28 protein-coding genes and 1 tRNA gene are annotated in these 26,154 nt (G+C 39.8%); 17 read left to right on the forward strand and 12 right to left on the reverse strand.

The window, feature by feature from the left end; genetic code table 11:
• Positions 1-424: XisH family protein (locus tag AC2JBO_RS14690; RefSeq protein ID WP_496954391.1), on the forward strand; the 424-nt coding region annotated here is incomplete at its 5' end.
• Positions 412-747 (forward strand): XisI protein, encoded by a 336-nt coding sequence (locus AC2JBO_RS14695; protein WP_496954392.1) that lies wholly within the window; start codon positions 412-414, stop codon positions 745-747. The genes AC2JBO_RS14690 and AC2JBO_RS14695, both read left to right, overlap by 13 nt.
• A 290-nt stretch (positions 748-1,037) precedes the next feature.
• Here AC2JBO_RS14695 and AC2JBO_RS14700 read toward each other — a convergent pair whose 3' ends face one another.
• On the reverse strand, positions 1,038-1,445 hold the full coding sequence (locus tag AC2JBO_RS14700; protein WP_496954393.1) for a hypothetical protein: 408 nt from the start codon (positions 1,443-1,445) through the stop codon (positions 1,038-1,040).
• Positions 1,446-1,447: 2 nt separating this feature from the next.
• Positions 1,448-2,116 carry a hypothetical protein gene (locus AC2JBO_RS14705; RefSeq protein ID WP_496954394.1) on the reverse strand — a complete coding sequence of 223 codons (669 nt, stop codon included), beginning with the start codon at positions 2,114-2,116 and terminating at the stop codon, positions 1,448-1,450.
• A gap of 76 nt (positions 2,117-2,192) precedes the next feature.
• On the opposite strand from AC2JBO_RS14705, the gene AC2JBO_RS14710 reads away from it, so the two are divergent.
• The 3 genes from AC2JBO_RS14710 (at position 2,193) to AC2JBO_RS14720 (ending at position 3,925) form a co-directional block, all read left to right on the forward strand.
• Entirely contained in the window at positions 2,193-2,561 is a 369-nt protein-coding gene (locus AC2JBO_RS14710; protein ID WP_496954395.1) for a DUF6575 domain-containing protein, read from the forward strand.
• A gap of 237 nt (positions 2,562-2,798) precedes the next feature.
• Positions 2,799-3,500, forward strand: coding sequence for a DUF433 domain-containing protein (locus tag AC2JBO_RS14715; protein ID WP_496954396.1), 702 nt, complete (start codon positions 2,799-2,801; stop codon positions 3,498-3,500).
• Positions 3,497-3,925, forward strand: a complete 429-nt coding sequence (locus AC2JBO_RS14720; protein WP_496954397.1) for a PIN-like domain-containing protein — start codon at positions 3,497-3,499, stop codon at positions 3,923-3,925. Before AC2JBO_RS14715 ends, AC2JBO_RS14720 begins: the two co-directional genes overlap by 4 nt.
• Positions 3,926-4,094: 169 nt before the next feature.
• On the opposite strand, the gene AC2JBO_RS14725 is transcribed toward AC2JBO_RS14720, so the two are convergent.
• Positions 4,095-4,166: transfer RNA gene (locus AC2JBO_RS14725), tRNA-Thr, on the reverse strand.
• Positions 4,167-4,214: 48 nt separating this feature from the next.
• Here AC2JBO_RS14725 and AC2JBO_RS14730 point away from each other — a divergent pair.
• Positions 4,215-4,520 (forward strand): DUF3493 domain-containing protein, encoded by a 306-nt coding sequence (locus tag AC2JBO_RS14730; RefSeq protein ID WP_496954398.1) that lies wholly within the window; start codon positions 4,215-4,217, stop codon positions 4,518-4,520.
• Positions 4,521-4,918: 398 nt separating this feature from the next.
• Here AC2JBO_RS14730 and AC2JBO_RS14735 read toward each other — a convergent pair whose 3' ends face one another.
• Complete coding sequence (locus AC2JBO_RS14735) at positions 4,919-5,965, reverse strand: diguanylate cyclase domain-containing protein (RefSeq protein ID WP_496954399.1); 1,047 nt, start codon at positions 5,963-5,965, stop codon at positions 4,919-4,921.
• A 712-nt stretch (positions 5,966-6,677) separates the two neighbouring features.
• Between AC2JBO_RS14735 and AC2JBO_RS14740 the strand changes: the two genes are divergently transcribed.
• Positions 6,678-6,938: a CRR7 family NDH-1 assembly protein gene (locus AC2JBO_RS14740; RefSeq protein ID WP_496954400.1), complete on the forward strand. Its 261-nt coding sequence runs from the start codon at positions 6,678-6,680 to the stop codon at positions 6,936-6,938.
• Between the two features lie 73 nt (positions 6,939-7,011).
• Here the strand turns inward: AC2JBO_RS14740 and AC2JBO_RS14745 are convergent, their stop codons facing one another.
• Positions 7,012-7,560 carry a DUF2854 domain-containing protein gene (locus AC2JBO_RS14745; protein WP_496954401.1) on the reverse strand — a complete coding sequence of 183 codons (549 nt, stop codon included), beginning with the start codon at positions 7,558-7,560 and terminating at the stop codon, positions 7,012-7,014.
• A 286-nt stretch (positions 7,561-7,846) separates the two neighbouring features.
• On the opposite strand from AC2JBO_RS14745, the gene AC2JBO_RS14750 reads away from it, so the two are divergent.
• From AC2JBO_RS14750 to AC2JBO_RS14760, 3 genes are all read left to right on the forward strand, one after another.
• Positions 7,847-8,362, forward strand: a complete 516-nt coding sequence (locus AC2JBO_RS14750) for an LptA/OstA family protein (protein WP_496954402.1) — start codon at positions 7,847-7,849, stop codon at positions 8,360-8,362.
• Between the two features lie 84 nt (positions 8,363-8,446).
• Positions 8,447-9,175: an LPS export ABC transporter ATP-binding protein gene (gene lptB, locus AC2JBO_RS14755; RefSeq protein WP_496954403.1), complete on the forward strand. Its 729-nt coding sequence runs from the start codon at positions 8,447-8,449 to the stop codon at positions 9,173-9,175.
• A 196-nt stretch (positions 9,176-9,371) separates the two neighbouring features.
• Positions 9,372-10,487 (forward strand): LptF/LptG family permease, encoded by a 1,116-nt coding sequence (locus AC2JBO_RS14760; protein ID WP_496954404.1) that lies wholly within the window; start codon positions 9,372-9,374, stop codon positions 10,485-10,487.
• A 33-nt stretch (positions 10,488-10,520) separates the two neighbouring features.
• Here the strand turns inward: AC2JBO_RS14760 and smpB are convergent, their stop codons facing one another.
• Positions 10,521-10,988, reverse strand: a complete 468-nt coding sequence (gene smpB, locus AC2JBO_RS14765) for an SsrA-binding protein SmpB (protein WP_496954405.1) — start codon at positions 10,986-10,988, stop codon at positions 10,521-10,523.
• A 242-nt stretch (positions 10,989-11,230) separates the two neighbouring features.
• Here smpB and AC2JBO_RS14770 point away from each other — a divergent pair, with 242 nt between their 5' ends.
• Positions 11,231-11,527, forward strand: coding sequence for a WGxxGxxG family protein (locus AC2JBO_RS14770; protein WP_496954406.1), 297 nt, complete (start codon positions 11,231-11,233; stop codon positions 11,525-11,527).
• A gap of 259 nt (positions 11,528-11,786) precedes the next feature.
• Here the strand turns inward: AC2JBO_RS14770 and AC2JBO_RS14775 are convergent, their stop codons facing one another.
• Both AC2JBO_RS14775 and AC2JBO_RS14780 read right to left on the reverse strand, forming a co-directional pair.
• Positions 11,787-13,214: an IctB family putative bicarbonate transporter gene (locus tag AC2JBO_RS14775; protein ID WP_496954407.1), complete on the reverse strand. Its 1,428-nt coding sequence runs from the start codon at positions 13,212-13,214 to the stop codon at positions 11,787-11,789.
• A 128-nt stretch (positions 13,215-13,342) separates the two neighbouring features.
• Positions 13,343-14,893, reverse strand: coding sequence for a GAF domain-containing sensor histidine kinase (locus AC2JBO_RS14780; RefSeq protein ID WP_496954430.1), 1,551 nt, complete (start codon positions 14,891-14,893; stop codon positions 13,343-13,345).
• Positions 14,894-15,646: 753 nt separating this feature from the next.
• Here AC2JBO_RS14780 and AC2JBO_RS14785 point away from each other — a divergent pair.
• Entirely contained in the window at positions 15,647-16,813 is a 1,167-nt protein-coding gene (locus AC2JBO_RS14785; protein ID WP_496954408.1) for a DegT/DnrJ/EryC1/StrS family aminotransferase, read from the forward strand.
• Positions 16,794-17,684: a cyanoexosortase B gene (gene crtB, locus AC2JBO_RS14790; RefSeq protein WP_496954409.1), complete on the forward strand. Its 891-nt coding sequence runs from the start codon at positions 16,794-16,796 to the stop codon at positions 17,682-17,684. The genes AC2JBO_RS14785 and crtB overlap by 20 nt, the downstream gene beginning before the upstream one ends.
• A 123-nt stretch (positions 17,685-17,807) precedes the next feature.
• Here the strand turns inward: crtB and AC2JBO_RS14795 are convergent, their stop codons facing one another.
• Positions 17,808-18,245, reverse strand: a complete 438-nt coding sequence (locus AC2JBO_RS14795) for a DUF6918 family protein (RefSeq protein ID WP_496954410.1) — start codon at positions 18,243-18,245, stop codon at positions 17,808-17,810.
• 1,281 nt (positions 18,246-19,526) lie between these two features.
• On the opposite strand from AC2JBO_RS14795, the gene AC2JBO_RS14800 reads away from it, so the two are divergent.
• Positions 19,527-21,320, forward strand: coding sequence for an alkaline phosphatase (locus AC2JBO_RS14800; RefSeq protein WP_496954411.1), 1,794 nt, complete (start codon positions 19,527-19,529; stop codon positions 21,318-21,320).
• Between the two features lie 25 nt (positions 21,321-21,345).
• On the opposite strand, the gene AC2JBO_RS14805 is transcribed toward AC2JBO_RS14800, so the two are convergent.
• Positions 21,346-22,119, reverse strand: a complete 774-nt coding sequence (locus tag AC2JBO_RS14805; RefSeq protein ID WP_496954412.1) for a class II aldolase/adducin family protein — start codon at positions 22,117-22,119, stop codon at positions 21,346-21,348.
• Positions 22,120-22,381: 262 nt separating this feature from the next.
• Between AC2JBO_RS14805 and AC2JBO_RS14810 the strand changes: the two genes are divergently transcribed.
• The 3 genes from AC2JBO_RS14810 (at position 22,382) to AC2JBO_RS14820 (ending at position 24,741) form a co-directional block, all read left to right on the forward strand.
• Positions 22,382-22,840, forward strand: a complete 459-nt coding sequence (locus AC2JBO_RS14810; RefSeq protein ID WP_496954413.1) for a CBS domain-containing protein — start codon at positions 22,382-22,384, stop codon at positions 22,838-22,840.
• A 58-nt stretch (positions 22,841-22,898) separates the two neighbouring features.
• Entirely contained in the window at positions 22,899-23,552 is a 654-nt protein-coding gene (nblB, locus tag AC2JBO_RS14815; protein WP_496954414.1) for a phycobilisome degradation protein NblB, read from the forward strand.
• 442 nt (positions 23,553-23,994) lie between these two features.
• Positions 23,995-24,741 (forward strand): LEVG family PEP-CTERM protein, encoded by a 747-nt coding sequence (locus tag AC2JBO_RS14820; RefSeq protein WP_496954415.1) that lies wholly within the window; start codon positions 23,995-23,997, stop codon positions 24,739-24,741.
• 39 nt (positions 24,742-24,780) lie between these two features.
• Here the strand turns inward: AC2JBO_RS14820 and AC2JBO_RS14825 are convergent, their stop codons facing one another.
• The gene (locus tag AC2JBO_RS14825) at positions 24,781-25,296 is read right to left on the reverse strand and encodes a DUF456 domain-containing protein (RefSeq protein ID WP_496954416.1); all 516 of its coding nucleotides are present in this window, start codon (positions 25,294-25,296) and stop codon (positions 24,781-24,783) included.
• A 131-nt stretch (positions 25,297-25,427) separates the two neighbouring features.
• Positions 25,428-26,069 (reverse strand): cofactor assembly of complex C subunit B, encoded by a 642-nt coding sequence (locus tag AC2JBO_RS14830; RefSeq protein ID WP_496954417.1) that lies wholly within the window; start codon positions 26,067-26,069, stop codon positions 25,428-25,430.
• Between the last annotated feature and the right edge of the window lie 85 nt (positions 26,070-26,154).

Below are 26,154 nucleotides of genomic sequence, written 5' to 3' on the forward strand. Positions count from 1 at the left end.
TACAATGTCAGCCAAAGACAAGTTTCATGAAGTCGTCAAAAACGCACTTCAAAAAGATGGGTGGATGATAACCGATGACCCTCTCAAAATTCGTGTTACTACTACAAGCAAATTATACATAGATTTAGGTGCCGAGAGAATTCTAGCTGCTAACCGCAATGGAGAAAAAATTGCTGTTGAAGTTAAAAGCTTTATAGGTGCCTCGACGATGACAGAGTTTCACGTCGCAATAGGACAGTATACAAACTATCGTTATGCTCTTGACGACTTACAATATGAACATACCTTATATTTAGCTGTACCTTTAACTACTTATAATGATTTTTTTAGCGATAAATTTGTACAATCAGTCATTCAGCGCAGTCAAGTTAATTTAATTATCTACGATGAAGAGAAAGAAGAGGTTGTAAAATGGCAAAAATAGATGAATACCGAGAAGCTATTCAAAAAATGCTTACAGAATACGCAGAGCGAGATTCTGATGAGGAAGATGTTGAATTACAAAAAGTATTTGACACCTTACACGACCATTATCAACTTTTATATGTAGGCTGGGAAAAACGAAAAAGAATATTTGGCCCAGTTATGCATCTAGATATTAGAAATGAAAAAATCTGGATTCAGTGGAATGGTACAGAAACCGATATTGCAGCAGAATTAATGAGTAGGGGCGTAGCTAGAGAAGATATTGTGCTAGGGTTTCATACACCTTATATGCGACAATTTAGTGATTTTGCAGTTGGATAAATCTTGGAATATTGTGATTTTAACCATAATTTGACCAAACTTTTCCTTTAAGTTACACTCAGGATGATTGGGTACTCGCTGAATTGGTCGGCAGAGTTAATAGGAGAATTTTATGGTATGGATATTTAGCTTATCTGCTGAGTGTGGTTCAGACTCAGAGCTAGCGCAGGAATTTTCAAAGCATTTTGATGGCGCCAGTTTGACGCTCTCAAATGGTACGAATAGTAATTAAGCTATTTGTGCAGTTACTTGTACTACACAAATAGATAATTTAAAAGTTTTGAAATTTGTCAAAATTCCCAATTATGATCTGGGTCATCAAGAGCGGCTCTAACAGATGCTAAATCAGCAAAATCTTTGAATGGGCTAGACTTAGCAATTTCTACAATTGAATGCAAAGCTAAATTTAACTGGTTATTATCACTACTTGCTATTGCATTATCCACTTTTTCAAATAAAAAGCGAAAGTTCTGTGACCGCTCGTCAAATGATAATTCAAGATACTTTATTAAAGCATCACGCTGCGCTTTAATCTGGGTAATAGTTGTTTTTTCCCAAGCTTCAATACCACGTCGTTTTGTACGTTCTTCTTCTGCTAAAATTTTGTATTCGGTATAGGCTTCAACAATCGCGCGTAAACATTGAGAAGCATCCGCACCTCCATGTAATACTTCTACAGGAACTTTTTTTACGTTCATATTTAGCTACCTGGTAAAATGCGGTATTTTTCTAATACGGTGACAGCACCAAGGTTCAACTTTCCTTCATTATTTAAAACAGGCGTTTTCAATATTTCTACTAATCCCTTCATCAAAATACCTACTTGTTGAAACTTCTCAGCATCCCTTTTAGAATCAAAAGTCTGAGATTCAAGTTCGTTAAGACCAGAAATTGCGCGAGAATTTAGAGATTCAAATACTCCTTTCAACTCATTAATACGTTTTCTCACTTCTATCGCATAGTCATCAGCAGCATAAATTTCCATGACAGCTTTATTAACTTTGGCTTCATATTCGCGCGCTTTTGTCATCGCTTTTTCGCCTTCACTAGCTGCGAAAAATCCGCCAATAGCTAAAGCAGGTAAAATAGTAATGCCACCCAAAACTACAGCACCAAGAGCCATACCACCGCCACCTGCTGCAATTGCTCCACCGCCAAACCATGCTAAAGTCGCATTCCAAGCAGCGGCGCCACTAAGACTAGAAATAGCTGTTCCTGTACTTGCTGCTCCAATAGAAGTTGCAACTCCTATTGCACCACCATAACCAGCAGCAGCAGCTCCAGCAGCTTTGGCGCCTTCCATAAAATATTGTTCTGCTCCTATCGCCGCAGCTTTGTACTCTTTAAGTTGTTGAACAGAAAAGTCCATTCCTTCCAAAAGCCGCTTTTCACTTTCAGAAGCTTTTCTACCTGTACGCTCAACAAATTCTACAAAGCGCTTAATAGTGCCTCTAATTACATTAGGAATCCTCGAAGTTATAGAAGTTTACATATTCCATGACCAACCAGTATTATTTTCTTGTAAGAATAAATCAGGGTTATTCTATATTGTACTTAGTATAGATGAAACAGATTCTTCAGAAATATGGTTATATGCCCCCATTTCTAAATCTAGATTACAGAGATTGGTTCGGGGCGAAGTCGAACTTAGAGATGTGTTTACTGATGCAGAAGATGCCTTTGTTTATCGTGTAGAAATCCCGTATGATGATGAGTCAAATGCAATTGTCGATTTGATTGATTGTCATGAAATACCAGATGAAGATTTGCCAGAAGAAGGAATAACAATTCAATCTGAAAAATGGGATGATTAACGGATTTGCTTTATTTGCTTAGGTTCTAGATAGCTACAAATCTTACGTCCGGGCAAGCTGCAATCGCTATCAATACAGCGGCTTGTAATTCTTCCATTCGCATAACCTCCTTACTTAACTGCCTAGATTATCCAACGTTAACTTGCGAATATAGCTAATTTATAAAATACTGTTGTGCTAAATTTAGAGTCAATAGCTCATCTAAATCAAAAAATAACGTCTCTGGCAGGTACTTTTATGACTGACCTTTATGGAGGAGTAGACCCTAGAAATATCCCAACCTACTCTATTGGTGATGCCGCGCGCTACCTACGCATTCCATCAGGTACTATTCGCTCTTGGGCAGTTGGGCGAAAATATGTGACAGAAGACGGTTCATGTTTTTCTAAACCGCTTATCAAAATTAAAAAACTTAAGCCACTGCTCCTCTCGTTTACTAACCTCGCCGAAATTCATGTTCTTCGAGCAATTCGTAAACACCACAAAATTCAATTAGATAAGGTACGAACTGCTCTTGATTATATTGATGAGCAGTTTCAAGCACCTCATCCCCTAGCACTTGAACGTTTCCGTACTGATGGCGTTGACTTGTTTATCGAGCGATATAATTCCCTCGTTAATGTCTCTAAACGCGGGCAAACCCAACTGAAAGATGCTTTTAATGCTCATATTGAACGAATTGAACCCGATGATACTGGGCTTGCTATTAAACTTTATCCTTTTACTCGCTCTCATGAGGAAAACAATCCTCGTATCGTGGTTATTGACTCTCAAATCGCCTTTGGGCGCCTCGTTATTGCTGAAACAGGAATCCCAACTCGCGTTTTAGCGGAACGTTATCAAGCGGGTGATTCAATTGACGAGCTTGCCTATGATTATGACTGCGAGCGTTTTATGATTGAAGAAGCTATACGTTGTGAACTGCCTGCTGCCGCATGACTGAACCTGAATCTATTACCTTTTTTATAGATCGATGTTTAGGTAGCAAACGTATTGTTGAAAAGCTTAAGGGTGCTGGTATCAGCGTTGAAATTCACGACGACCATTTTGGCAAAAATGCCAAGGATGTAGATTGGCTACCAGAGGTTGGTAAAAGAGGTTGGGTTGTTTTGACCAAAGATAGTAGTATTGGTAAAAACTTTTTAGAAAGGATTGCTGTTGCCCGTGCCCACATTAAAATGTTTGCTTTTGCTTCCCAAAGTGTATCAGGCGAAGATATGGCAACAATCTTTTTAAATACTATTGTCTTGATGCAAGAATTTGTTCGTAAGCATCCTGCCCCATTTATTGCCAAAATATATCGTGACGGGCGCCTCGATATGTGGAAAGATTATAAAATATTGATGGAAGAACTGGAGCAATAAAATAAAAAATTTCAATCATATCAAACTGTCTTGTGGGATAGGCGTCCTCGCCTGTCCCTCATTACTGGTAAGGATGTCTATTGTACAAAATAATTAAGTCGTAGGACGGCCAGGGATGCCCGTTCCACAAGATGCAAGATAATTAGTTTCACTAGATAATTAAAAAACAAGCCGATGGCGGGATTTGAACCCGCGACCGCTCGATTACGAATCGAGTGCTCTACCACTGAGCCACATCGGCACCATTATCACCCAAAACTCTCACGATTATAGCACTCACAGCATTAATATGGTAGAACAAAATTCTAAAAAAAATCCAAATCAAAGTCCAAACGGACGTGCGTCTAAACTTGACCCAGAAATTTACGCGCGTCTCAAAGCCGAAGCTGCTGCCCCATATCGAGGGTTTCGGAAGTTTTTCTATTTTGCTGGCGCCGCTTCGGGATTCATTGGCGCCTTTGTGTTTCTGTCTCAAATCATTGCTGGACGAGACGTTGAAACCGCATTGCCGAATTTTGCACTACAAACAGGAATCATCGCTCTGATGGTGCTTTTATGGCAATGGGAACAAAAGCGAGAACATAAGAAGGGCTAATCCAGTGATTTGCTTTACTTTTGTTCATATGACGCAACATACTGCAATAAAAGGTGAGGAAACATAAAAAAATATTAGGAAATTCAGAATTCGCAGAATTTCTGAGAAACTGATAATTGTTGAAACGAGGTCAGCTTATATAAAGACCTTGAACATACATAAACGTTATTAAATGGGAGTCAGCTTTTTAAAGACTCCAGCTTAAGATTAAATCGACTGCATACTTTGTGCCAGAATTGACGATTAGTCATTCTGGCACATTTAATTTTTAAATGGTAATTATATAAAAGTCTGTTTATGACTGTTACTAAAATTTGGAGTTGACAAATGCACAGATTTATGGATGAATTTGATTAACAAATTTGTAATGCTAAGTTCATAAAGTTAAATTCATAAAATTAAATTGATAGGGGCTGTACTTGTTTGAGGATAATCCGATTTCGTCCTTGTTCTTTGGCTTGGTATAATGCCTTGTCCGCTGTTGTTATTAATTCCTGTGGTGAGGAATCAAAGTTAGGAATCATTGTTCCGACTCCTAAGCTCAAGGTGACATACTGACTTACAGTAGATTCAACATGAAAAATTTCTAATTCGCGTATTCCTGCCTGCATTGATGCTGCAATGCTAACTGCACCAGCACCAGTAGCATGTGGCAAAATTACCGCAAACTCTTCACCACCATAACGAGCGACTAAATTTTGCTCTTTTTCGGCTGTATATTTCAATACTGTAGCAACCTTTTGTAGGCACGTATCTCCGGCTGGGTGTCCGTATTTGTCGTTAAAACGTTTGAAATAATCGATATCACATAATATCAATGATAGCGGCGCCTGTTCTTGCGCTAAAGATAACCATTTGGAATTGAGACATTGATCAAAGTGGCGCCTATTAGCTACATTCGTTAACCCATCAACGTTTGCGAGTTGCTGTAAAGCTTGGTTTGCAGCTTCAAGCTGTTTATAAAGTTGAGCTTGCTGTAACAGTCTTCGGACTCGCTGGCGTAATACTGCCCAATGAATGGGTTTTGTAACAAAATCACTCGCTCCAACTTCAAACGCATGGTCTACTGACTCCGGGTCATCTAACCCAGTAATCATCAATATCGGTGTTCGCTCCCAGAGTTTGGAAATAACTGTATTCCCAAATGAACCATTGCCGCTGTCAAAGTTGGCAAGTGCAACGGCAAGATTGTTTTTAGCAATTTGTAGTAGTTGTTTGCAGCAAGAAAAACCATCCATTTCTGGCATAACTGCATCCATCAGTATCAAATCTGGTTTTTCTTGTTCAAAAGCTTCCAGACACTCTCTACCATTATTTTTTTCAACTACTCGGTAGCCTTCTTGCTCCATAAATTCACGCAACAGTAGCCGCATGGTTTTGTCATCATCAACTACAAGAATTAGTGGTGGTTTTCCCTTAATTGTTACTGCTCTATTGCCTGACATGAGTTTCGTTATATTCTCAGAGTTTAGTAGTATGGAAGGACACTCGAAAGTAGTTAGCTAGTCGGTATCATGACTAACTAAATCAAGGCGCCTGCAAAGCAATTACATATCGGTTAAGAAAATAACCACAATCTTGCTCTGCTTATCACAAAAGGTTATATAGTAGTAAGGGAGTTTTTACGTAAGGCTAAAAGTTTATAGGGATATATAGTAAAAAGTTTGTTGTCATGCTGATGCCAACAGCAGTACACAGTGTTAGTAATCTGATTACAACGTGAGCTTGACAAAGCTAGTGTATGGCTAAGATGCATAGATACTCTCATTCGGAACGCAAAGACTGGTTTACTTTTTACACCCACCGATAGCAGGTGTAATATTGTTACTATTTATATTTCCCATCTATTAGCGCGTAATTTCATTATTTCTAAAAATGATTACTTTTTACTGGCTGTGGAACAACAAGAGAACGCTTACAAAGCCTGTACTCACTTGCTTTTCTGACTTATAACCCTGTGAATCAAGTAAAATATAAGCGCACATTACCTGTCGGAAAAACTAGAACATGGGCACTATTCCCCAAAAACTGCAAATTGGATATTATTTTTGTATACCAGGTATTAGTACTGAATGCGTGTATAGAAAAGCAAGTAGTGTAGAGTGTAGTTTAGGCGCTGCAGAAAATAAACAAATCCAACTAGTCTAATAAATAAACATGCCAAATTCGCTAATGTATGAGGAAGATTATTTCGTCATCCTCGAAACAAATCAACCAGAACAAATTGTCTCAGTCTTAGAACTCCAAGAAAAACTCAAAGCCACCTTACAAAAGTTACAACCAGAAGATTTACCGAACGACTTGCGACAGTTTGAGTCAGTAGAAGCACAAGTCAAATACTTAATTGATACAAGTTGCGAGTTAGACCTTGGTCCCGGAGAGTACTTACAATGGTATGCAGTGCGTTTGGAAAAGTAGGGTGCGTGACGCAATAACAATTAACGAAGCAACAATCTAGTAGCGTCACGCACCTACTAGTATTTGTGTATGTTTAACTTTTGGTAGTAATCAAAGTTAGTTCAATTTGTTCTTCACCTGTCTGTGCTACCTTGACTTCAACGTTAGGTCCAAAGTACTTCGTCATTTTTTCCTGTTTTGCTTGCCATGCTTCTAACGGTACGCAAGGTGAATCAAATTCTAAAGTTAAAGTGTATGCTCCATCAGTAGAGGTTTCGCGTAAACCTGTGACAATGGGCATTTCATCATCACTTGGACTCAGTTGAAGGTATTCAAGTGCTTGGTCAAAATGAGCTTCTTGTCCGTAGCAGTAGCGAGTAATATCCTTGCGGATTTTATTTTGAGTTACTGTTGCTTGCTCAGAGCGCAGTTGTAATACCTCTGGGGTAGTTGGCTCAGTATAAGGTACTGGCTCAAGTTCGCTCGCTTTGAGCGCTAGTCCTCCCAACAGTAGAGGTATACCGTAAAAGAAACCAGCCAGGTTGAGCGTAGCGTTATCGTTAGCATACGCAATAAAACCAATCGTTGTTAAAATGCCACCTACAGTTAAACCGAGAATCGACAAGCGAATTTTGCCAAACATAATTACAGAGGTATAAATTAATTTATCAGGACTCTAGTTTTTATATCATCGGCTATTGTTTGGCATTTAGGAAACATTTTAACCTCTGGGTAAATGAAACATAATGTGCTATGTCCCGTCTCATACCTTGTAGATGCAATATTCTGGGCTACTTGCCTGTAAACTACAAAGTATACCGTGAATTCTATAATCATTCCAGATTGTGTCTCTTGGCGCCTGGAGATATTACTAGAAATCACTAAAATTAAGCCACTAAAACAACAAAATTATAAATTTCCAAATCCTTATGGTTTGTGCTAATAAATTCCTCACAAGTAATTTACGCCGTTTCGGTATTGCTTTAGTGCTGCCTGTTACACTTTTCGGCGCCCTCAATTTAGATAACCCGTTTCGCCAAAACACATCCCTAACTTCGACACTAACAGCTTTTGCTCAAAATGCTGGACAAAATCGCGGAATTCGCATTAACTCCGACGTTCAAGAGTACGATGCTAAAGCGCAAGTCGCTACAGCGCGCGGTAACGTGCAAATGTTCTATCCAGCCCGTGGTATTCAAGCAACAGCAGCTCAAGCACAGTACTTCAGCCGCGAGCGTCAAATTATTTTAAGTGGTAATGTGTATGTCTTACAACAGGGCGGCAATAGCATTAGAGGCGAACGTGTAGTTTATTTGATCGATGCGGGAAGATTTGTCGCACAACCACAAAATGGTCGTCAAGTTGAATCTATTTATATTATCGATGAAGCACAGTCTGCTGCGGCACCTGCTCCCAAAACACCCGCATTAAAACGTTCCAGATAAATGTATAGACGTTACATATCGTGGAGACGTTACATGTAACGTCTCTACAACACATGGCGCCATCGTAGCAAGGTGTAATACAGAGTGAAAATAGTCTTAGAAAACGTTCATAAATCTTACGGTAAGCGAGTAATTGTTAACCGCGTTAGTATATCGGTCGCTCAGGGAGAGGTTGTTGGGTTGTTGGGTCCAAATGGAGCAGGTAAAACAACTACGTTTTATATCGCTACAGGTTTAGTCAAACCCAACCAAGGCAAGGTTTGGCTTGATAATATGGATATTACTGCCTTGCCAATGCACAAACGCGCGCGTCTTGGAATTGGCTATTTAGCACAGGAGGCAAGCGTATTTCGTCAATTAACAGTGCAAGAAAACATTCTTTTAGTACTCGAACAAACAAATGTACCCCGCTGGGAATGGTCGATCAGAATGGATACACTACTCCGAGAATTCCGTTTGGAAAAAGTCGCTCGCAGTAAAGGAATTCAACTTTCTGGAGGTGAACGGCGCCGGACTGAGTTAGCGCGCGCTTTAGCCGCAGGAAGCAACGGGCCGAGTTTCTTATTATTAGATGAACCCTTTGCTGGAGTTGACCCAATTGCAGTTTCAGAAATTCAGCAAATCGTAGCACAACTTCGTGATCGAAATATGGGTATTCTAATTACTGACCACAACGTTCGTGAAACTCTCGCGATTACCGACCGTTCGTATATTATGCGTGAAGGACAAATACTAGCTAATGGTACATCAGAAGAATTGTATAACAACCCTCTTGTTAGGCAATATTACTTAGGCGATAATTTTCAAGTTTAGTTTAGTTGTTCGTATTTGTTCGTTGTAAGGACTTCAGTTCTTCCCTTATTCTATATACCCATAAAAAATAATTATTATTAAAACCTCGCATACTCACCCGCCCTTTGCGGGTTGATGTTTATTTTAATGACATATGATGGCATCAAAAAAGCTCAAATCATTTTATAGTATTGGCTCGTGGGTACCATTCACCATTATGGATCGCTACCTAATCAGCCAATTATTACCACCGTTTTTATTTGGTGTTGGTGCATTCGCATCGCTTGTACTAGCTATAGACAGCTTATTTGAAGTGATGCGAAAATTGGTAGAATCTGGGCTTCCACCTGCCGTTGCATTGAAAGTTCTTGTTTTACAACTACCTCGTAGCGTTGTATTTGCCTTTCCAATGTCAACGCTATTAGCGACTTTAATGACCTACAGTCGTCTTTCTGGTGAAAGTGAACTCGTGGCCTTGCGTAGTTGTGGGGTCAGCGTTTACCGAATGGTAATACCAGCAGTGATGTTAAGCTTAATGGTTACGGGTTTAACTTTTGTTTTCAACGAGAAAATTGTTCCTGCTGCAACTTATGAAGCCGGTCTCACGCTAGAAAGCGCAATCAAATCGGATAAACCAACGTATCGACGCGAAAATATATTTTACCCTGAATACCGCGAAGTTAAAGATGCCAAAGGCAAAAAACAAAAATACTTATCGCGCTTATTTTATGCCGATGAATTCGACGGCAAACAGATGAAAGGGTTGACAATTATTGACCGTTCTGAGGGAGCTTTAAACCAAATAGTTGTTTCTGAGTCTGGCGAATGGAACCCTATCGAAAACATTTGGGATTTTTATAATGGAACAGCTTATTTAATTGCACCAGATAATTCCTATCGTAATATAGTTCGCTTCAAGCGCCAAAAAATTGAACTACCCCGTACACCATTAAGTTTGGCAGAACGTGAGCGTGACACAGAAGAAATGAATATTTCCGAGTCGATACAGCAACTTGAGTTAGAACGTCTTAGTAGTAATGATCAAAAAATTCGCAAACTTAAAGTACGTATCCAGCAGAAAATTGCCTTCCCGTTTGCCTGTGTTGTGTTTGGTTTAGTTGGTTCGGTTGTTGGAACTGTTCCCCAACGTACAGGTCGAGGCGCCAGTTTTGGGATAAGTTTGATAGTAATTTTTTCATTCTACGTGTTGCTAGTTTTTACGCGCGCGCTTGGAGATGCTGGTATTTTATCTCCTTATGTAGCCGCGTGGTCGCCAAATGCATTTGGTTTGGGAGCAGGTATGATTTTGTTAGTGCGAGTTGCTAAGAAGTAGGTCAGGGCAGGCTGTCCGGCCTACCCTACGTTATTAATATCGCTTCATCGCGCGCTGCATTTCACGTTGGTCATCGCGTCGCTTCATATCTTCGCGTTTGTCGTGTAATTTTTTACCTTTACCTAGAGCGAAGCTAACTTTGACAAGACCACGCTTGAGATACATTTTTAGGGGTACTAAAGTTAAACCCTGCTGTTCGACTTTTCCTACCAAGGTTCTGATTTCTTTACGATGTAACAGCAGTTTGCGAGTACGACGCGGTTCGTGGTTGAAATACTCGCTACTTTGGGTATAAGGAGAAATATGCACGTTGATGAGCCATATTTCACCATTGCGAATTAGCGCATATCCATCTTGGAGATTTACTTTTCCAGCGCGGATCGATTTAACCTCTGTCCCTGTCAGTTGTATTCCTGCTTCGTAGGTTTCGAGGATTTCATACAAAAAGCGCGCTTGACGGTTGTCGGCAATAACTTTGAAACCTTCGCTTTTTTCTTTCATCTATAATTTGGCTCGTATCGTACATGTAAAAGAATTAATCTTTACATTTTTACTAATATAACCAACAAATCGCTCTTGACCTCTAAGCATTAACAAATAACAACGTTCGGTTATGGTTGTATACCTATAGTGCGAGTTCAAACTTAAATATCTTGAATAAGTTTATGGCTAATGGTTGATTTAACCAAGATGTTGGCTCTGTAAAGTTAGGAGTAACAAAAAGTTGAATAAGGATTTTTACCATGAAACGTCATTTTAGCAAAGTCATCAGCGCTAGTGCGTTAGCTGCAGGTTTGTCTATATTACCTTTGTCAATGATAGCTCAGGCTCAAACTAATACAGATAGTGGCGCCTCAACAAATACAACTACCACTAGAACTACGAACGATGGTACTGCTTACAGAGATAATAATTTTGATTGGGGATGGTTAGGATTACTTGGTTTAGTCGGTTTGGCAGGTCTTGCTGGTAAGAAGCGCGCGGAAGAAACTCGTTACCGTGACCCTAATGCTGTTGGCACCAGTAACTACCGCGAGTAGTACAAAAAATTAAGCATTTGCAATAATTGAATAACTAGGTGAATAACTAGTGGTCTGTGTCAATAGTTTTGATGTGTTGGAAAATAAAGTCCCCCCAACCCCCCTTATTAAGGGGGGCTTAAAACTGCTCTTATTCCCCCCTTATTAAGGGGGGCTAGGGGGGATCAAATCTATAGTAACACCCCAGAATTAATGACATGAACCACTAGGGCATTCGCAAAAATCGTCAACAGTTTTGCGAATGCCCTTTTTACATTTTTTAATTTGCTGCGGGTTGGGGGTCGGGGGAGTTGATTTCTTCGCGGTTATATGAAGGTTGTTGCGTCCAGTAGCTCGCTACTAAAGCTACCATTAACCACCATAAGGTGTTAATCTCTGGACGATACCAAACTGTATCTACTAAACCATGACCGAGCATTGCTACGAGTGATGCTATGGCACCTATCAACCATAATCCATCGTTGTTGTGGGCAGCACGAAATTTTCTTAACTGTAGCCAACCTGTGTTAAAGGTGACAACTAAAAACCATAGAAAGGCGCCTAAGCCAATAAAGCCCATTTCTACGATAACTTCTAAAATGATTGAGTACGCACTTAATGCTGTGAAACGTGGTATTTGATACAGCGGATATACGTGGTTAAACGAAGCGTGACCTGGACCAATACCAATTATCGGACGGTCGCGAATCATTTGGAAGACCGCAGTCCATACGTTGATTCGGAAATTATTGCTGCTATCGCCCCGACCTGCAAAAATACTTACTATCCGCAGGCGAAACTCTTCTGATATACCAAAAGCAACAGCAAATAATGCCACAAAGCTACCAAGTATGATTGGCACTAACCAAGTTCGCCAAAACCTCGGTAATAAGTCACTGTACCAATAGCGTAATAGTAACACAAGAACTATTGAAGCTAATGCTAGCCCGATAAAGCTACCGCGACTGTCAGCAAATCGAAAGCACGCAATGTTGATCACCAACATTGTGGCAGCTAACGCCTTACGCGCGATTCCACGCCAAGCAAAAATAGCTATCAAGCTTAAAATTACCGCAGGCAGCAAATACCCTGCTAGTAAGTTGGGATTACCTAAATAACTATAAACTCTCGTATTTTTAGAAAGTGGTGACTCTGGGTCTACCCATGTCGCTAACTGTGCGGCGCCAAATAACTTTTGCCTGACTCCATATACACTAATAACAAGCGACACAAGCAGGTATAAAACAAGCAATGACTCACGAAACGGAGGCAATCTAAGTACTCTGGCACAAAGAGCAAATAGTAATAGATAAAGACTAAGATTTATGAAGTCTGAGATTGCGTACTGTCGTACTGGTGACAATGCTGTTGCTAGGAGGGCGACTACCCAGTAAAGCAGCACTAGCAGGTGGATGGGGGTAACAGTTGGGATGTTGTGATCTGCTGGTTCATCGGATACTGTTAAAAGTAGCCAAAAAGCCGCACATGCTCCTAAAAGTACCCCCGTCAACGTGCTTGTGACAAAAGGCGTTAATGCGTAAACAAAGCTGACTAGTACCGCAGCTATTGTTTCTCCCCACTGCATTATGATGCTGCTTTGCTTCCAGGTACGCAGCAGCCCAAACAGTGAGCGGTGTAAGTAGCTAGTACTTAGGTATTGCCTTAGAGGCAAATCGGACAATGTAAATCGTTGCCAAACTAGATTCATAAACAACGTCGCGATATAAGTCTACTCCCTCAAAGGAAGTGCGACTTAATCATAATCTGCATAGTTCCAAAAAGTTAATAATCATAGACTGCAAATTGTTAATTAGTACTCACAAGGCGCTGGGAGCATTAATTGTCTGTCTTTTCGGCTGTTACATCTTGGATAGGTAACGATAATACATAGCGGTATCCCGATTCCAGAGACCCCTGAATCGAAATTTGCCCTTTATGAAGTTCTGCTAACTGGCAACTCAGCAATAAGCCTAAGCTTTCGCGCGACATATGGCTTGTTGATGCTTTTAAATCCAATTCACTAGAATTCAACGAAACGGCGCTATTCGAGGCAAATGCATCTTTCGATTTCTCTACCATTACCGAACCGTCTGACATTTCTTGGTTATCTAAATTTATATTATAGTTCTGAGCAATGCTTGTCAGTTCGAGTAATGGCTGTGGATTCAAGCGGAAATACGGGTCAACTTCAGTAATTCCATCTCCCAACCAAGGATGAGAAACCCATACTGTAACGTTGAGGGAATCATCTTTGTAGGAGACATGAATCCGCACAATACTACCTGTCGCCGAAACCTGAATCACACTAAAGATCAGGTGATACAACATTTGCCGCACTTTATCTTTATCCAGAGGTAAAATGCGATTACGCCCAGGTTCTAGCGAAAGCCGTATATCTTGCTCACGACGATTTGCTGCTTCTTCAAGCGTATTAATCGCTTGTTGACATAGCATTTCAATATCTACTGGCGCCACATTCAGTACGTCAGTATTGCTATCCATTGTGCCTAACTCGGTAATTTCGTTAACGAGCGAGAGCAAATAACGACCGCTGTGCTGAATAATTTCGAGGTATTCACGCTGTTTTGTTGTTAATGGACCGTAGATTTCCCGTCCTAACACACTCGCCATTCCCAGTACTGAAGTTAATGGGGTACGCAACTCGTGTGTTAATTGCGATAACAGTTCGAGTTTAAGTTGGTTTGTCGTGCCGTCGTTTTTAAGGTCTTTTTGTAAAATTGGCGCCGTCAGCTTGATTTCTTTGCTGCTAATAGGTTGTTGTGCCCAACCTGAGTCACCATGTCCTTTTTCACCAGTAGATGATTGTAACAAGCGGTTACGCTCGAACTCGCTCATGCTCCAGCGCGCGATGATTTGTAAAAATTCGATATCTCGCGAAGTGAAACTACGTGGTACAAGGTCAAAAACTGCTAGCGTTCCTAAGCAATTACCACTAGCATCGATTAATGGCGCCCCCAGATAAGCACGAACTCCGTATTCTTGCACAAGCTTGGTTGTTACAAGTTCGGGGCTTGAGTATTTATGCGTATCGTTAATAACAATAATTTGATTGCTATCAACTACAAGCGCACAGAAAGATTCCCGACGCGGTAAAGCTCGCGCTTGTGCAAGTTGGTTCATTAATCCCAAACGAGATAAACCGACTGCGGATTTAAACCAGTGACGTTCCTGGTCAATAAACCCTAGTAGTGAGATTGGAGCTTCGAGAAAATGGGCAGCTGTTTGAGTCGCTTCCTCAAACACTGGAATCGTCTCATGCTGGCGTAAACCTAACTCAGATAAGGCTTTGAGACGTTTTTGCTCCCGAGAGTCCGAAGTACTCCAACCTTCCTTTATACTTAATAATTTGTGTTCCGGCTCTAACATTACCACTGTTACCTGGATAAGTACTCGATAGTGTATTTCATATAACCAAGCGAAAGTACTGGTTATTCCTATTTTTAAGCATTCCCCATTTTCATCCCAGACAAACAATTCTTCTGTATTTTTTTTAAACCATTTCAAGTCCACGATTTAAAGTACTGTTTGCTACACGATAAAAAACGCCTTAAATCCCCGAACACAGACGCTTTTGATTTGTAGCATCTCGAACGCCACTACAAATATAAAAATAATCATTAACATCCTGTAAATCGAAACCTGAACTACGCAGCTCGTTGCTACCTCAGCAATATTCCGTGACGTATATGTTTTATATATTGCTATCATTTAAATAAATATACGGTAGTCAAAATAAATTTACTTAGAATTGTACTTGTAATTTTAGTATTTAAAATATCATTGTTATTACTGAGGTAGGTTAGTGAATGTTTTGTGCTAATTATTAATTAGGAAACTATATTTTCTAGTTCTAGAAATATCTAATAATTTATCAATAAGGAGCTATATATATTATGTAATATATATAAACTGAGCTTGCATATTATTTGCCTCAAAAACATAAAAATACATCTAATTACAAAAGAAAAAGCAAATAAAACTCAAGCTTAATAAAAAATTTACATTTTCTTTATATTGATGACCTATCGAGTAACCTATGCTCAGTCAAATATAGATTTAGAGCTTCGTTGAAGGTCATTTCAGCAAAGTATTTTACTCAATTTCAGTTATTTGAATAATATGAACGTTAAAATTCCTTTTGTAGATTTAAATTTCCAACATTTACCTATTCAAAACAAAATAAATTCTGCTATACAGTCCGTGTTGCGCTCCGGAGATTTTATTTTAGGTAAAGCACTGACTGAATTTGAAAAAGCCTTTGCAGCAGCATCTTCAGTAGAATTTGGAATTGGAGTTGCTTCTGGAACTGATGCTATTGCTTTGGGGTTACAGGCAATAAATATTGGCGCCGGTGACGAAATAATTTTGCCTGCTAATACATTTGTGGCAACTTTAATAGGGGTAATCAGAGCAGGTGCTACGCCTATTTTTGTAGATTGCGACCCCGAAACCGCTTTAATTGACTTGAATGCAGCATCACTAGCTGTGACACCTAAAACAAAAGCAATTGTTCCAGTCCATCTTTATGGACAAATGGTATCACCCTTAGAACTATTAAGTTTTGCAGCTAGACACAACCTATTAATTTTTGAAGATGCAGCACAAGCGCATTTAGCTAACCGTGATGGATATCGTGCGGGTTCAGTTGGAAGTGCAGCAGCATTCAGCTTTTATCCTAGTAAGAACTTAGGTGCTATTGGTGATGGAGGAATTGTGCTGACTAACGATGCGGAAGTCGCGCAAAAGATGACGCGCTTGCGTAACTATGGTGCCTCTTATAAATATTATCACACCGACCCAGGTACAAATAGCCGTTTGGATACCCTTCAAGCAGCAGTACTGTTAGAAAAACTACCACACTTAGCTCAATGGAACCACGAGCGTTCTGTAATTGCCCAACTGTATGATTCAGAACTGGCGCCGTTAGCAGCAAAGGGGATAGTGCCGATGCAAAATCAAAGCGGCTCTGGACATGTATATCACTTATACGTTGTTAGAATTACTGAAGAATGTCCAGTATCACGCCAAGACTTGCAGCAAAAACTCATTGAAGTTGGAATCCAAACAGGCATTCATTATCCCATTCCTTGCCACCTTCAACCCGCATTTAATAATCTTGGTTATCAAATAGGTGATTTTCCCCATGCTGAAGCATTGGCAAAACAAATACTTTCATTACCTATGTACCCAGGTTTAACTCCAAGTCAAGTTAAAGAAGTAGTTGCAGCGATCTCCGAGACAGTTCCTCACTCCCTTACTCCTTACCATGTATCAACGCCAATTTAGAACTACAAACCCAACAGAGTTATTCAACTTCGCCATAGTTGGTATATTGGTACTGCTATATGCTCCTATACTTTTGCACTGGTGCGATGGTTGGATTAATAAAACCATTAGTACCGAACATGAGTATTTTAGCCACGGCTTGATTGGTTTACCCTTTGCTGCATACCTAGCTTGGTTAAATAGAAAATTATGGTACAGACTACCTCCGCGTAATCATCCGCTTGGCGCCGTTTTATTATTGTTGGGTGCGTTTTTTTACACTAGCGGCATCACTGAAATGGTAAACCTGTCGCTTCCGATTATTTTAACTGGCTTATGTCTATGGCTAAAAGGTCGAGCCGGGTTGAAACTGCAATGGTTTCCTTTAATCCTAGTATTTCTCGCAACACCTAATTCACTACCGTATCTCATTGCTCCGTTTACCTTACCACTACAAAGCTTTATTGCTGGTACAGCTGGTTTTATATTGAACCAGTTAGGGATGAATATTAATGTTGACAGTATATATCTATATGTTGGTGGTCGGGTTGTTGAAGTGGCGCCGTACTGTGCTGGCTTAAAAATGATGTTCACAACGCTATATGTATGTTTGATGCTGCTACACTGGACAGGCGCCATTGCCTCACGTCGTAAAGTCCTTTGGTTTCTCTGTAGCGCAGTTGTGATCAGCGTTGCTGCTAATATTATCCGCAACACACTTCTAACGTTTTTTCACGGAACTGGTCAAGAAGGATTATTTAAATGGCTACATGATAGTTGGGGTGGTGATATTTATTCAGCTTTGATGCTGCTATCCCTTGTTCCAGTTCTAAATTTGATTGATAACCATTTTTCCGAACCATCGGAAGCAAACGAAGAACCTATAGCTTGATTTACAGATTTTGATCCCCCCTTGAAAGCCTTAATAAGGGGGGAACAAGATTTAAAGCCTCATCTTAGATAAGGAACAAGATTTAAAGCCCCCCTTAATAAGGGGGGTTGGGGGGATTGATTACTATGCTTTAGTATATTTGTCAATTACCTTGGCAAAATCTGGCACTGCTTCTTCCACGTGCTTCTTGGCTGAACCACGAAGCTTTTCATATGTTCCCTTGACAATTTGACGACTTGAGTTCTTGACTTTCCCATCAACTATATTAAGCAATGCGTCTGCTGTTACAGAACTACTTGCTGCCAAATGTCCCACTGGGTCACCATTCTGTATACCTTCATTCCATATCGGGTCAATAGCTGTAAAGCATTCTGGTAAAAGTTGCTCTACGGCGCCGTTAACATATCCAGGCTTAATTCCCTTAAGAGCAGCATAAGCGGCTTTTAATGCCATACCACTAATACCTGACTTTGAAGCAAGCTGGGTTTCAATCATGTTGCAGCAGTCATCAACAACCATTTGTTTTTTGGTTGGGTCTAAAAGTCCTTGGTTTAGTTCCATGTCACTCCTCTTGTCTTGAAATTTTTCTTTATTTTACAATTATACTGATGTACTACAGATTACTCTGTATCCTCAGCAATTACTTCGTTTTTTTGCCGCTCAATCCGGATAGCGTCCTATGATTAGCGACTCGATTCACGTGTTGCTTATAGATAGATTTCGCAAAATCTTTACCAACTATAACAAGTATTTGACTTGACGCAATTAAAAAAGTCGCAATTTTATCTGAATCTTTACTTGTTAATTTACGGTTTTTGTAATTTCAAATACCAATTCAAAAAAAATAAAAAAATATACACATTTATTGATACCAATGTTATCTAAAAAGATGTATAAAAGTTTATAAGATATTTTTTCCATGAATTTTTGTTGAAGTATTTAATGCTTCTCGTAATGAACGTTCTTTATGTGATGGCTTTGACATCAATGTGTGTACTGATTCATTTTGGAGAATAGTTAATGAGTGAAGCTAATATGCTTATATTCCCTTGAGTGTTGGGTTACGCGCATTGCGAGGAACCCAACCTACAAGTTAAACAATGTTATTTAAGCTATTTATTATATTATCAAGCCTTGATACAGCTTTTTTAAATGATAACTTTTCATCCTCACCTGCATAAGACATAGCAATGACAAAGCTTTGATACTCTTGTTCATAAATAGGGTTATTTTTTAAGCATGAAGACGCTCTTTGTAAACGCTCAAGCGGTTGAATCTCAGATAAATTGATAGTTTATTTGTAACAATAATATTTTCTAACGCTGTTATAGTCACCAATGTCCTTAAAATCCTTACGTATAAAGACTTCATCATCAGCAAGCGTAATTTTTTCTAATATCTTATCCTCCAATGTTTTAGAAGCCTCAAGGGTATTCATATTCAATTAGCCTTTAAATGTAAAATTTGTGATTGAGGAACGATGCCTAAATTATAACAATATTTGTATGGTGCGTTACGCCACTAACATTTTACAAAGAAGCGCAGTTATTGGTAGCGTAACGCACCCTACTTCTAACGGATGTTTCAGTAAAAGTATATTTTGCTGTTGTAGTTGACTGTAAAATTGATATCACCAAATGCTTAAATTTATACAACAGCAAATCACTTCTACAAAAATACGTTGGTTTGGAATTCGGCACCGTTGGTTTATATTAATTCTGTTATCTTTTTGGCTTGTAGTTTTATTATGGCAGGCGCCTATCGGATCATCTATTTAACCTTTAGTTAATAATTTTCTTGAACAATGGGAAAATAGGATTCGACAATTTCATGGTGACTCAAATGATTGCAATACGTCGGAAACATAGGAAATGGATGGCTTTGATGGCATCTGCTGTCTTGATAACATTTGTCGCGTTTGGCTGTGTGCCTTTTCTTTCCAAGCAAACGCGCGGTAACGGTATCAATGTAATATTAATGATTGGCGATGGTATGGGATGGCAAATGGCGCGCGCTGGTGCAGTTGGAAACGGCGCTCCTATGTATACATCCGGTAAAGGACAAGGTTTAAATTTTCAAAAGCTTAAGGGTTATACTTGGGCGACTACTTACGGTACGCTCATACAGGGCAAAGATGGTTCGTTTTCCCCTAATAACTCAGCCCTTGATGAATCAAATTTTGAAACTGGCAAAAGTCCCGTCACGTCTGGCTTTGTTTTCAAACCAGCATTCAATAACACTGACAGTAAAAACCCCAGCATTACCAACGGTGGTAATTTGGTTGGCTATGACCCAGCGCGCGGTGGTGTAAATCCTTGGACACCCGGTAACGACAAAGAGTATATCAAAATAAATTATCCTGATTCGGCGGGTACTGCTACAACTCTTTACACAGGCGTTAAAACTTATAACAACGCGATGGGTGTAGATATTTATGAAAGGCGCCAAACTACTATTCTTGAACTTGCTGCACTCAAAGGTAAATCTACAGGTTTAGTTACTTCAGTCCCCATTAGCCACGCAACACCTGGCGCCGCTGCTTCTTTTGTAAATCGACGCAGCAAGTATGATGCTCCTAATGCTGACCTAGATAATATTCTCCAACAAACGCTAAGAATCTTCAAGCCGACTGTGCTATTAGGTGGTGGTCATCCGCTTGACTTGGATAACAAAACAGCTTTAGGAGGATTTAATAACTATATATATATGATGGAGTCAACTTATAAGGAGTTCAAAGCTAATCCCAAGAATAACTCCTATGGTTACACCTTTGTAGAACGAGGACCCAACGCTGCTAAAACTTTATTGGAAACTGCTAAATCTCTTGACCCCAATAAACACGAAAAGCTTTTGGGATTATATGGCGCCCGTGGACAAAGCGGTAATTTACCTTTTAGCACGGCGAACGGTGATTACAGCAGTACTGGATTTGATAGTGCTTCGGTATATTCTACCGCGAGTAAAAATAAACAAATTCCTCAACCTGACAAAATACGCCCTTTATTACCAGGTGAAACCGATGCCGATTTTATCAAAAGAGAAACCAACGAAAACCCTACTTTATCTGATTTAACTCAGGCAGCCTTAACTGTTTTGGGTAAAGACCCTGATGGGTTTTGGCTGATGGTTGAAGGTGGGGATATCGACTGGGCTTGTCACGATGATAATATGGACAATCTAATTGGTACGGTTAAAGACTTTGATAAAGCTGTTGGCGCCGTCGTGAGTTGGATTAATAATAACGGTGGTTGGAAAAAGAATTTGCTAATCGTCACTGCTGACCATGACCATTATTTAACGCTCAATCCAAACTTTCCCGAATTAATAACTCAAGTCGGCGCCGAGGATTTAACTTATAACAAACATATACCAACTGAAGCCGCGCATTTTTGGGGTAGTGATAACAGTATTAAATATGGCTGGGGTAATCATAGTAATCACTTAGTGCCTGTCTACTATCAAGGTGATGTTGTCAGCTTTGATAAATATATTGGCAAAAATGTTACATTTACAGACCACCCACCCGGAGGTGCCGCACAAACAGTTTCGATACCTGGAATTAAAGGTGCTATAGACCAGTCGCATATTCACCAAATTATGGTTGATGCAATAAAGGCGCCTACTGTTAAAAGTTAGATTGATATATAGTGATGTATAAATATTAATTTAATAATTCGGGTTGTTGTCGGACAATCATATCGTATAGGGGTTGGAAACTAAACCAACCCGTATAATGTGAACCGACTTGATGACGTGCTAAAGTAGCTGAGTCGTGGTTGATAAAGTTGGGTTTACCAGCAGCTTCAGCGAGTAATTGCGCTTGACTGTTACGCTCCATTGATATGAACCACCATGCAGCTTCATCAACTGAGTGACCAACTGTTAGTAAACCACGATTTTTGATAATCAAAGCTTTGTTGTCAGCTAGAGTTAGAGCGACACGTCTACCTTCTTCAACGCCTAAAACTTCGTCATTATATTCATGGACAGTATGGTGCTGGTAAAAAGCACAAGCGTCTTGGCTGAGTGGGTCGAGTGGGCGCCCACTTGACGACCAGCTTTTGCCATAAATGGAATGAGTATGAACAACAGCTATTACATCAGGACGTGCGGCGTGAATTTGGGAATGTATAATATATGCAGCTTTGTTAACCGGGTTATAGCCTTCGACTACTTCGCCCATGTGGTTAACACGAATAAGGTCACTAGCTTTAATCTCTCTAAAATGCATCCCCAACGGATTTACCCAGAAATGATCCAAGTGTTCTGGGTCACGTGCGCTAATATGTCCACCAACACCTTCATCAAAACCATATTTAGAAAAGAGTCGGAGGGTTGCGGCGAGACGCTGCTTGCGGTGTAAACGTTCTTCGCCAATACAAGTAAAAGTAGGTAGAGTTAGAGTTTGGGGTTTGAATCGCGCTCTTGTTTGCATTTTTAATTTATATATATAGGTTTAACAGGGTTAGCAATAAAAACAAATTTTTAAGGCTTTTTATACAAGTTTATACTTGTCTATATATTTATGCACTTTTTCGTTTCAAATAATTACAAATAGTTACGAATAGTTACGATAATTCAGAAACCGGGTTTCCACATCTTAAGCGGGTGAAAATTTTTCTACAATTTATGTGAAGACTATATACAGGGTCTTGTCTTTACTCAGTAATGCAAGAACGCATAGGAATATTGATTGCATGTCTAAAACCGTTGCCGATGTGATGAGCCACAACCCAGTTGTTGTTCGACGTGAAACTACCTTAACCGAAGCAATAAAGATTTTAGCAGAGCGTCGAATCAGCGGACTACCCGTTGTAGACGATAGTGGCAAACTCGTAGGCATTATTTCGGAGACAGATTTGATGTGGCAGGAAACAGGTGTAACACCACCTGCCTATATTATGTTTCTCGATAGTGTGATTTATTTACAAAATCCTGCCACATACGAACGCGATTTGCATAAAGCGCTTGGGCAAACGGTTGGAGAGGTAATGAGCAAAGACCCTATTACTATATCTCCAGATAAGTCGCTGCGTGATGCTGCCAAACTTATGCACGACAAAAATATTCACCGTCTGCCGATACTTGACAGCGAGGGTCAAGTGATTGGTATTCTCACACGAGGTGACATCATCCGCGCGATGGCTAGTAGTTAATTTACTAGTATATTTACCCTCACCTATTCAAAGAAGTTTTAAAAGAGAGAGATTTTTAATGAGCGTTACACCTGACGAAGTTAAGCAGATGCTTAGTTCAGAAAATTTAGGTGACCGTCTACGCGCGGTGAACTTAATTAGAGACTTGGAGCCAAAAATTGGTTTTGAGTTGATACAATCTGCAATGAATGACTCGAATACGCGCGTTCGGTATTCAGCAGTGAGTCAGATGGATACTTTGGGTGGACAAGATTTAGATTTATCGCTGTCAATATTGCGTCGCATGTTGCAAGACCCAGAACCCGACGTTCAAGCTGCTGCTGCTGACTGTGTAGGCGCCTTAAAGTTAGTAACAGCATACGATGAATTGAATCAGCTATATCACAGCACAAGCGAATGGATTGTACAACTTAGCGTAATTGCCACATTAGGAGCATTAGGGGAACCACGGGGGTTTGAGTTGCTAAAAGAAGCACTCGACTCAAGTAATGAATTAGTTAAAATTTCCGCCATTAGCGCTCTAGGTGAGTTAGGGAACCTCGAAGCTGTTTCTTTAATAGCACCACTTGCAGAAAATCCTGACTGGCAAATTCGTCATCGAGTAGTCCTTGCTTTACGTCTTCTAGGTGGAGAACAAGCAAACTCGATATTGCAGTCTTTAAGCAACGACGAAGTAGAAGCTGTTGCCGCTGAAGCCAAAAGAACTGCCTAGTAGATATATAGTCATGAATTAATTAGGAATTTCCAAAAATTAAATTAACCTGCAATTGTGGGGTGGGCATCCTTGCCCACCCTAATTATTGGCATTGCTTAATTTTTTTGCTGAAAATGGATTGACGATGCTGTTTATTATTAGAAAATTTTACAAAGATAATACAAAGTTTTATTTTTTATTAGTGAAAGCATTAAGCCTCGGACTTTTTTTGCTTACTTTTTCAATTTACCAGCATTAAATACTACATAGCTATTAAGTAATTTTCCGAAAATTATTACCAGTATTAAGTTGAAGTAAACCTTGTAGAAAAGGGATGACGATTGCACTTAGGCGGAAATAACATACAAATATCAAACGGGGAAAACACGCAGAGCAAAATCTAGTGTGCAACCTGAAATAAATACGTAAATTATTTTAAAATCAAACCGTGCAAAAAGCTATGTTATCCGCCAAAATTCTTGCAGCCGTTACTTTCGGTTTAGGTGTTATTACTTTTGCTCCTGCTGCAAAAGCCGTTTCTTTAGTTCCTAGTACTGAGGGTGAAATTAAAACTACTAACCTTGGCTGTATTGATCCGACTAAATGTATTGATACTACTAATGCAGTTCAATCACCTTTTACTTTTGAAGTCACCAGCTTAGATTACGATTCTAACTTAGGTCTAAGCCGCTTGTTCGTTGACAACCGCGATACTCCGAATACTTACGGACTTGGTATTACATTTGGCACAACAGATGCAGGTACAAACCCCACTCCTGGTGAAAACTGGTTCCGTGCTGTCGCAATGCCACTTACTGGTAATGCTGTTGAAAATGGTCAATTAGAAGTTGGTAGATTCTTATTTAATTTTCTTGATAAAACTGTTGCTTCTGTGACTTTTGATTTATTCGATGTCGAAGACGCAGATAAAACCAGAATTTTGAAAGTTAACGATGTAGAACTTAACCCCCAAATTATCGCTGCTGCTGGTGCCGATGGTAACAGACAAAAAATCACAATCTACAATGTTAACTCGTTTGAAATTCAACTTGGCAACCCTGGTCCTAACAGCAATTTTCCTAACACTGGTGATGGTGTTGCAATGCGTGCAAGTGTTCCTGAACCCAGCACAGTTATTAGCTTAGGTGCATTGGCTGTTGCTGGTATGTTTGGCGCCTGTCAACGCAAAAAAGTAAGTATTGGTTAGTACTAAATAACTGCACAGGCGAGATGCCTGTGCTACGGGTTAACTAAAAACTTGGGGGTAGGTGGAGTAAATAAATACGGCAACTGCGGCGATAGCGAGTAATCCTTGAATCAAATTTCCAACCACAGTACCAACAACAATACCAATACCAGCTTTAACCGCAGTTTGAATATTTTTACAATATAAATACTCGCCAATAATTGCTCCTAACAATGGTCCAAGTAACATACCTAACAATGGACCACCGAAAGGAAGCGCAGGTAATAAACCCAAAAAACCAACTATCAAACCAACAAAGGCGCCAATTTGTCCCCATTGACTAGCACCTGCTTTCTTGGCACCTATATAACCTGCCAAGAAATCAACGCCAATACTCAATAGTAAAACTATACCTGTAACAATAAGTGGAGTACTAATTGCAGTAAAAGACTTTTGCACCACACCCCAAATGATAATAGCAATCAAAATCAAACTGCTTCCAGGTAAGGCAGGAACAACGGCGCCGACCACACCAATTATCATTACAGCTATCAGCGACCAATAAATAATTTGCATAAAAAGTTAGGAATTAGGAGTTAGAAGTTAGGAGTTAAACTCAGCACTCAGCACTCAGCACTCAGCACTCAGCACTCAGCACTCAGCACTCATAACTCAGCACTCAGCACTCAGCACTCAGCACTCAGCACTCAGCACTCTTCCAGACTAACAGCTAATTTATCGGCAATTCCAGCTATCCAGTTTTCATCAAGCTTTGTGTAACTACGGGGTGCGCTGGCGCCTAATATCATCGCACCATCTTTAGTAATTGGTTGACAAATTATTCCTTGCGTGTTTTCAGGTAAGTAATCAAACTCTATTTTTCCTGGGTAAGCTTTGACATCTACTAGGTAAACTGGCTTTTGTTTTTCAAGTACCCGGTCTAGTATTGCTCCTGGTTTGACTTCTGATTTTGGACTCAGAATTCCTCGCCGCAATAAAACTTTACCTTTATATACGATTACAATCGAGCGCGTTATTGTGTTGAGTAGCAATAACCGCGTAGCCCAGGCTAATTCATTTTTAACTTGCTCAGGTAATAGTGGGTCTAGCTCAAACCCTTCTTCCCCTATTAGCTCAACAGCATCAGGAGTACGTGGTTGTACCTGCTGCCACAACATCCCTGTCAGTATTAATAGCGCACTCAGTATTACTCCCAAAACATCAGCGCGCGATTGGGAGTTAGTTAGTTCTGGTGTAAATACTCTATTTATGAACAATAATATGGCGCCTAACCCACCTACAACTAATGGTAGGCGCCTAATCACACGATTTTGGTCTTCTTTTGCCATAAACACCTACATTAATTTTGGTGGTACAGATTTTTACCACAGAGACAGTAGAGACCGAATTAATTCGGTCTTTACAAAGAGTTAT

The sequence above is a fragment of the Calothrix sp. CBUCES-K 9914 genome, from assembly GCF_059640475.1.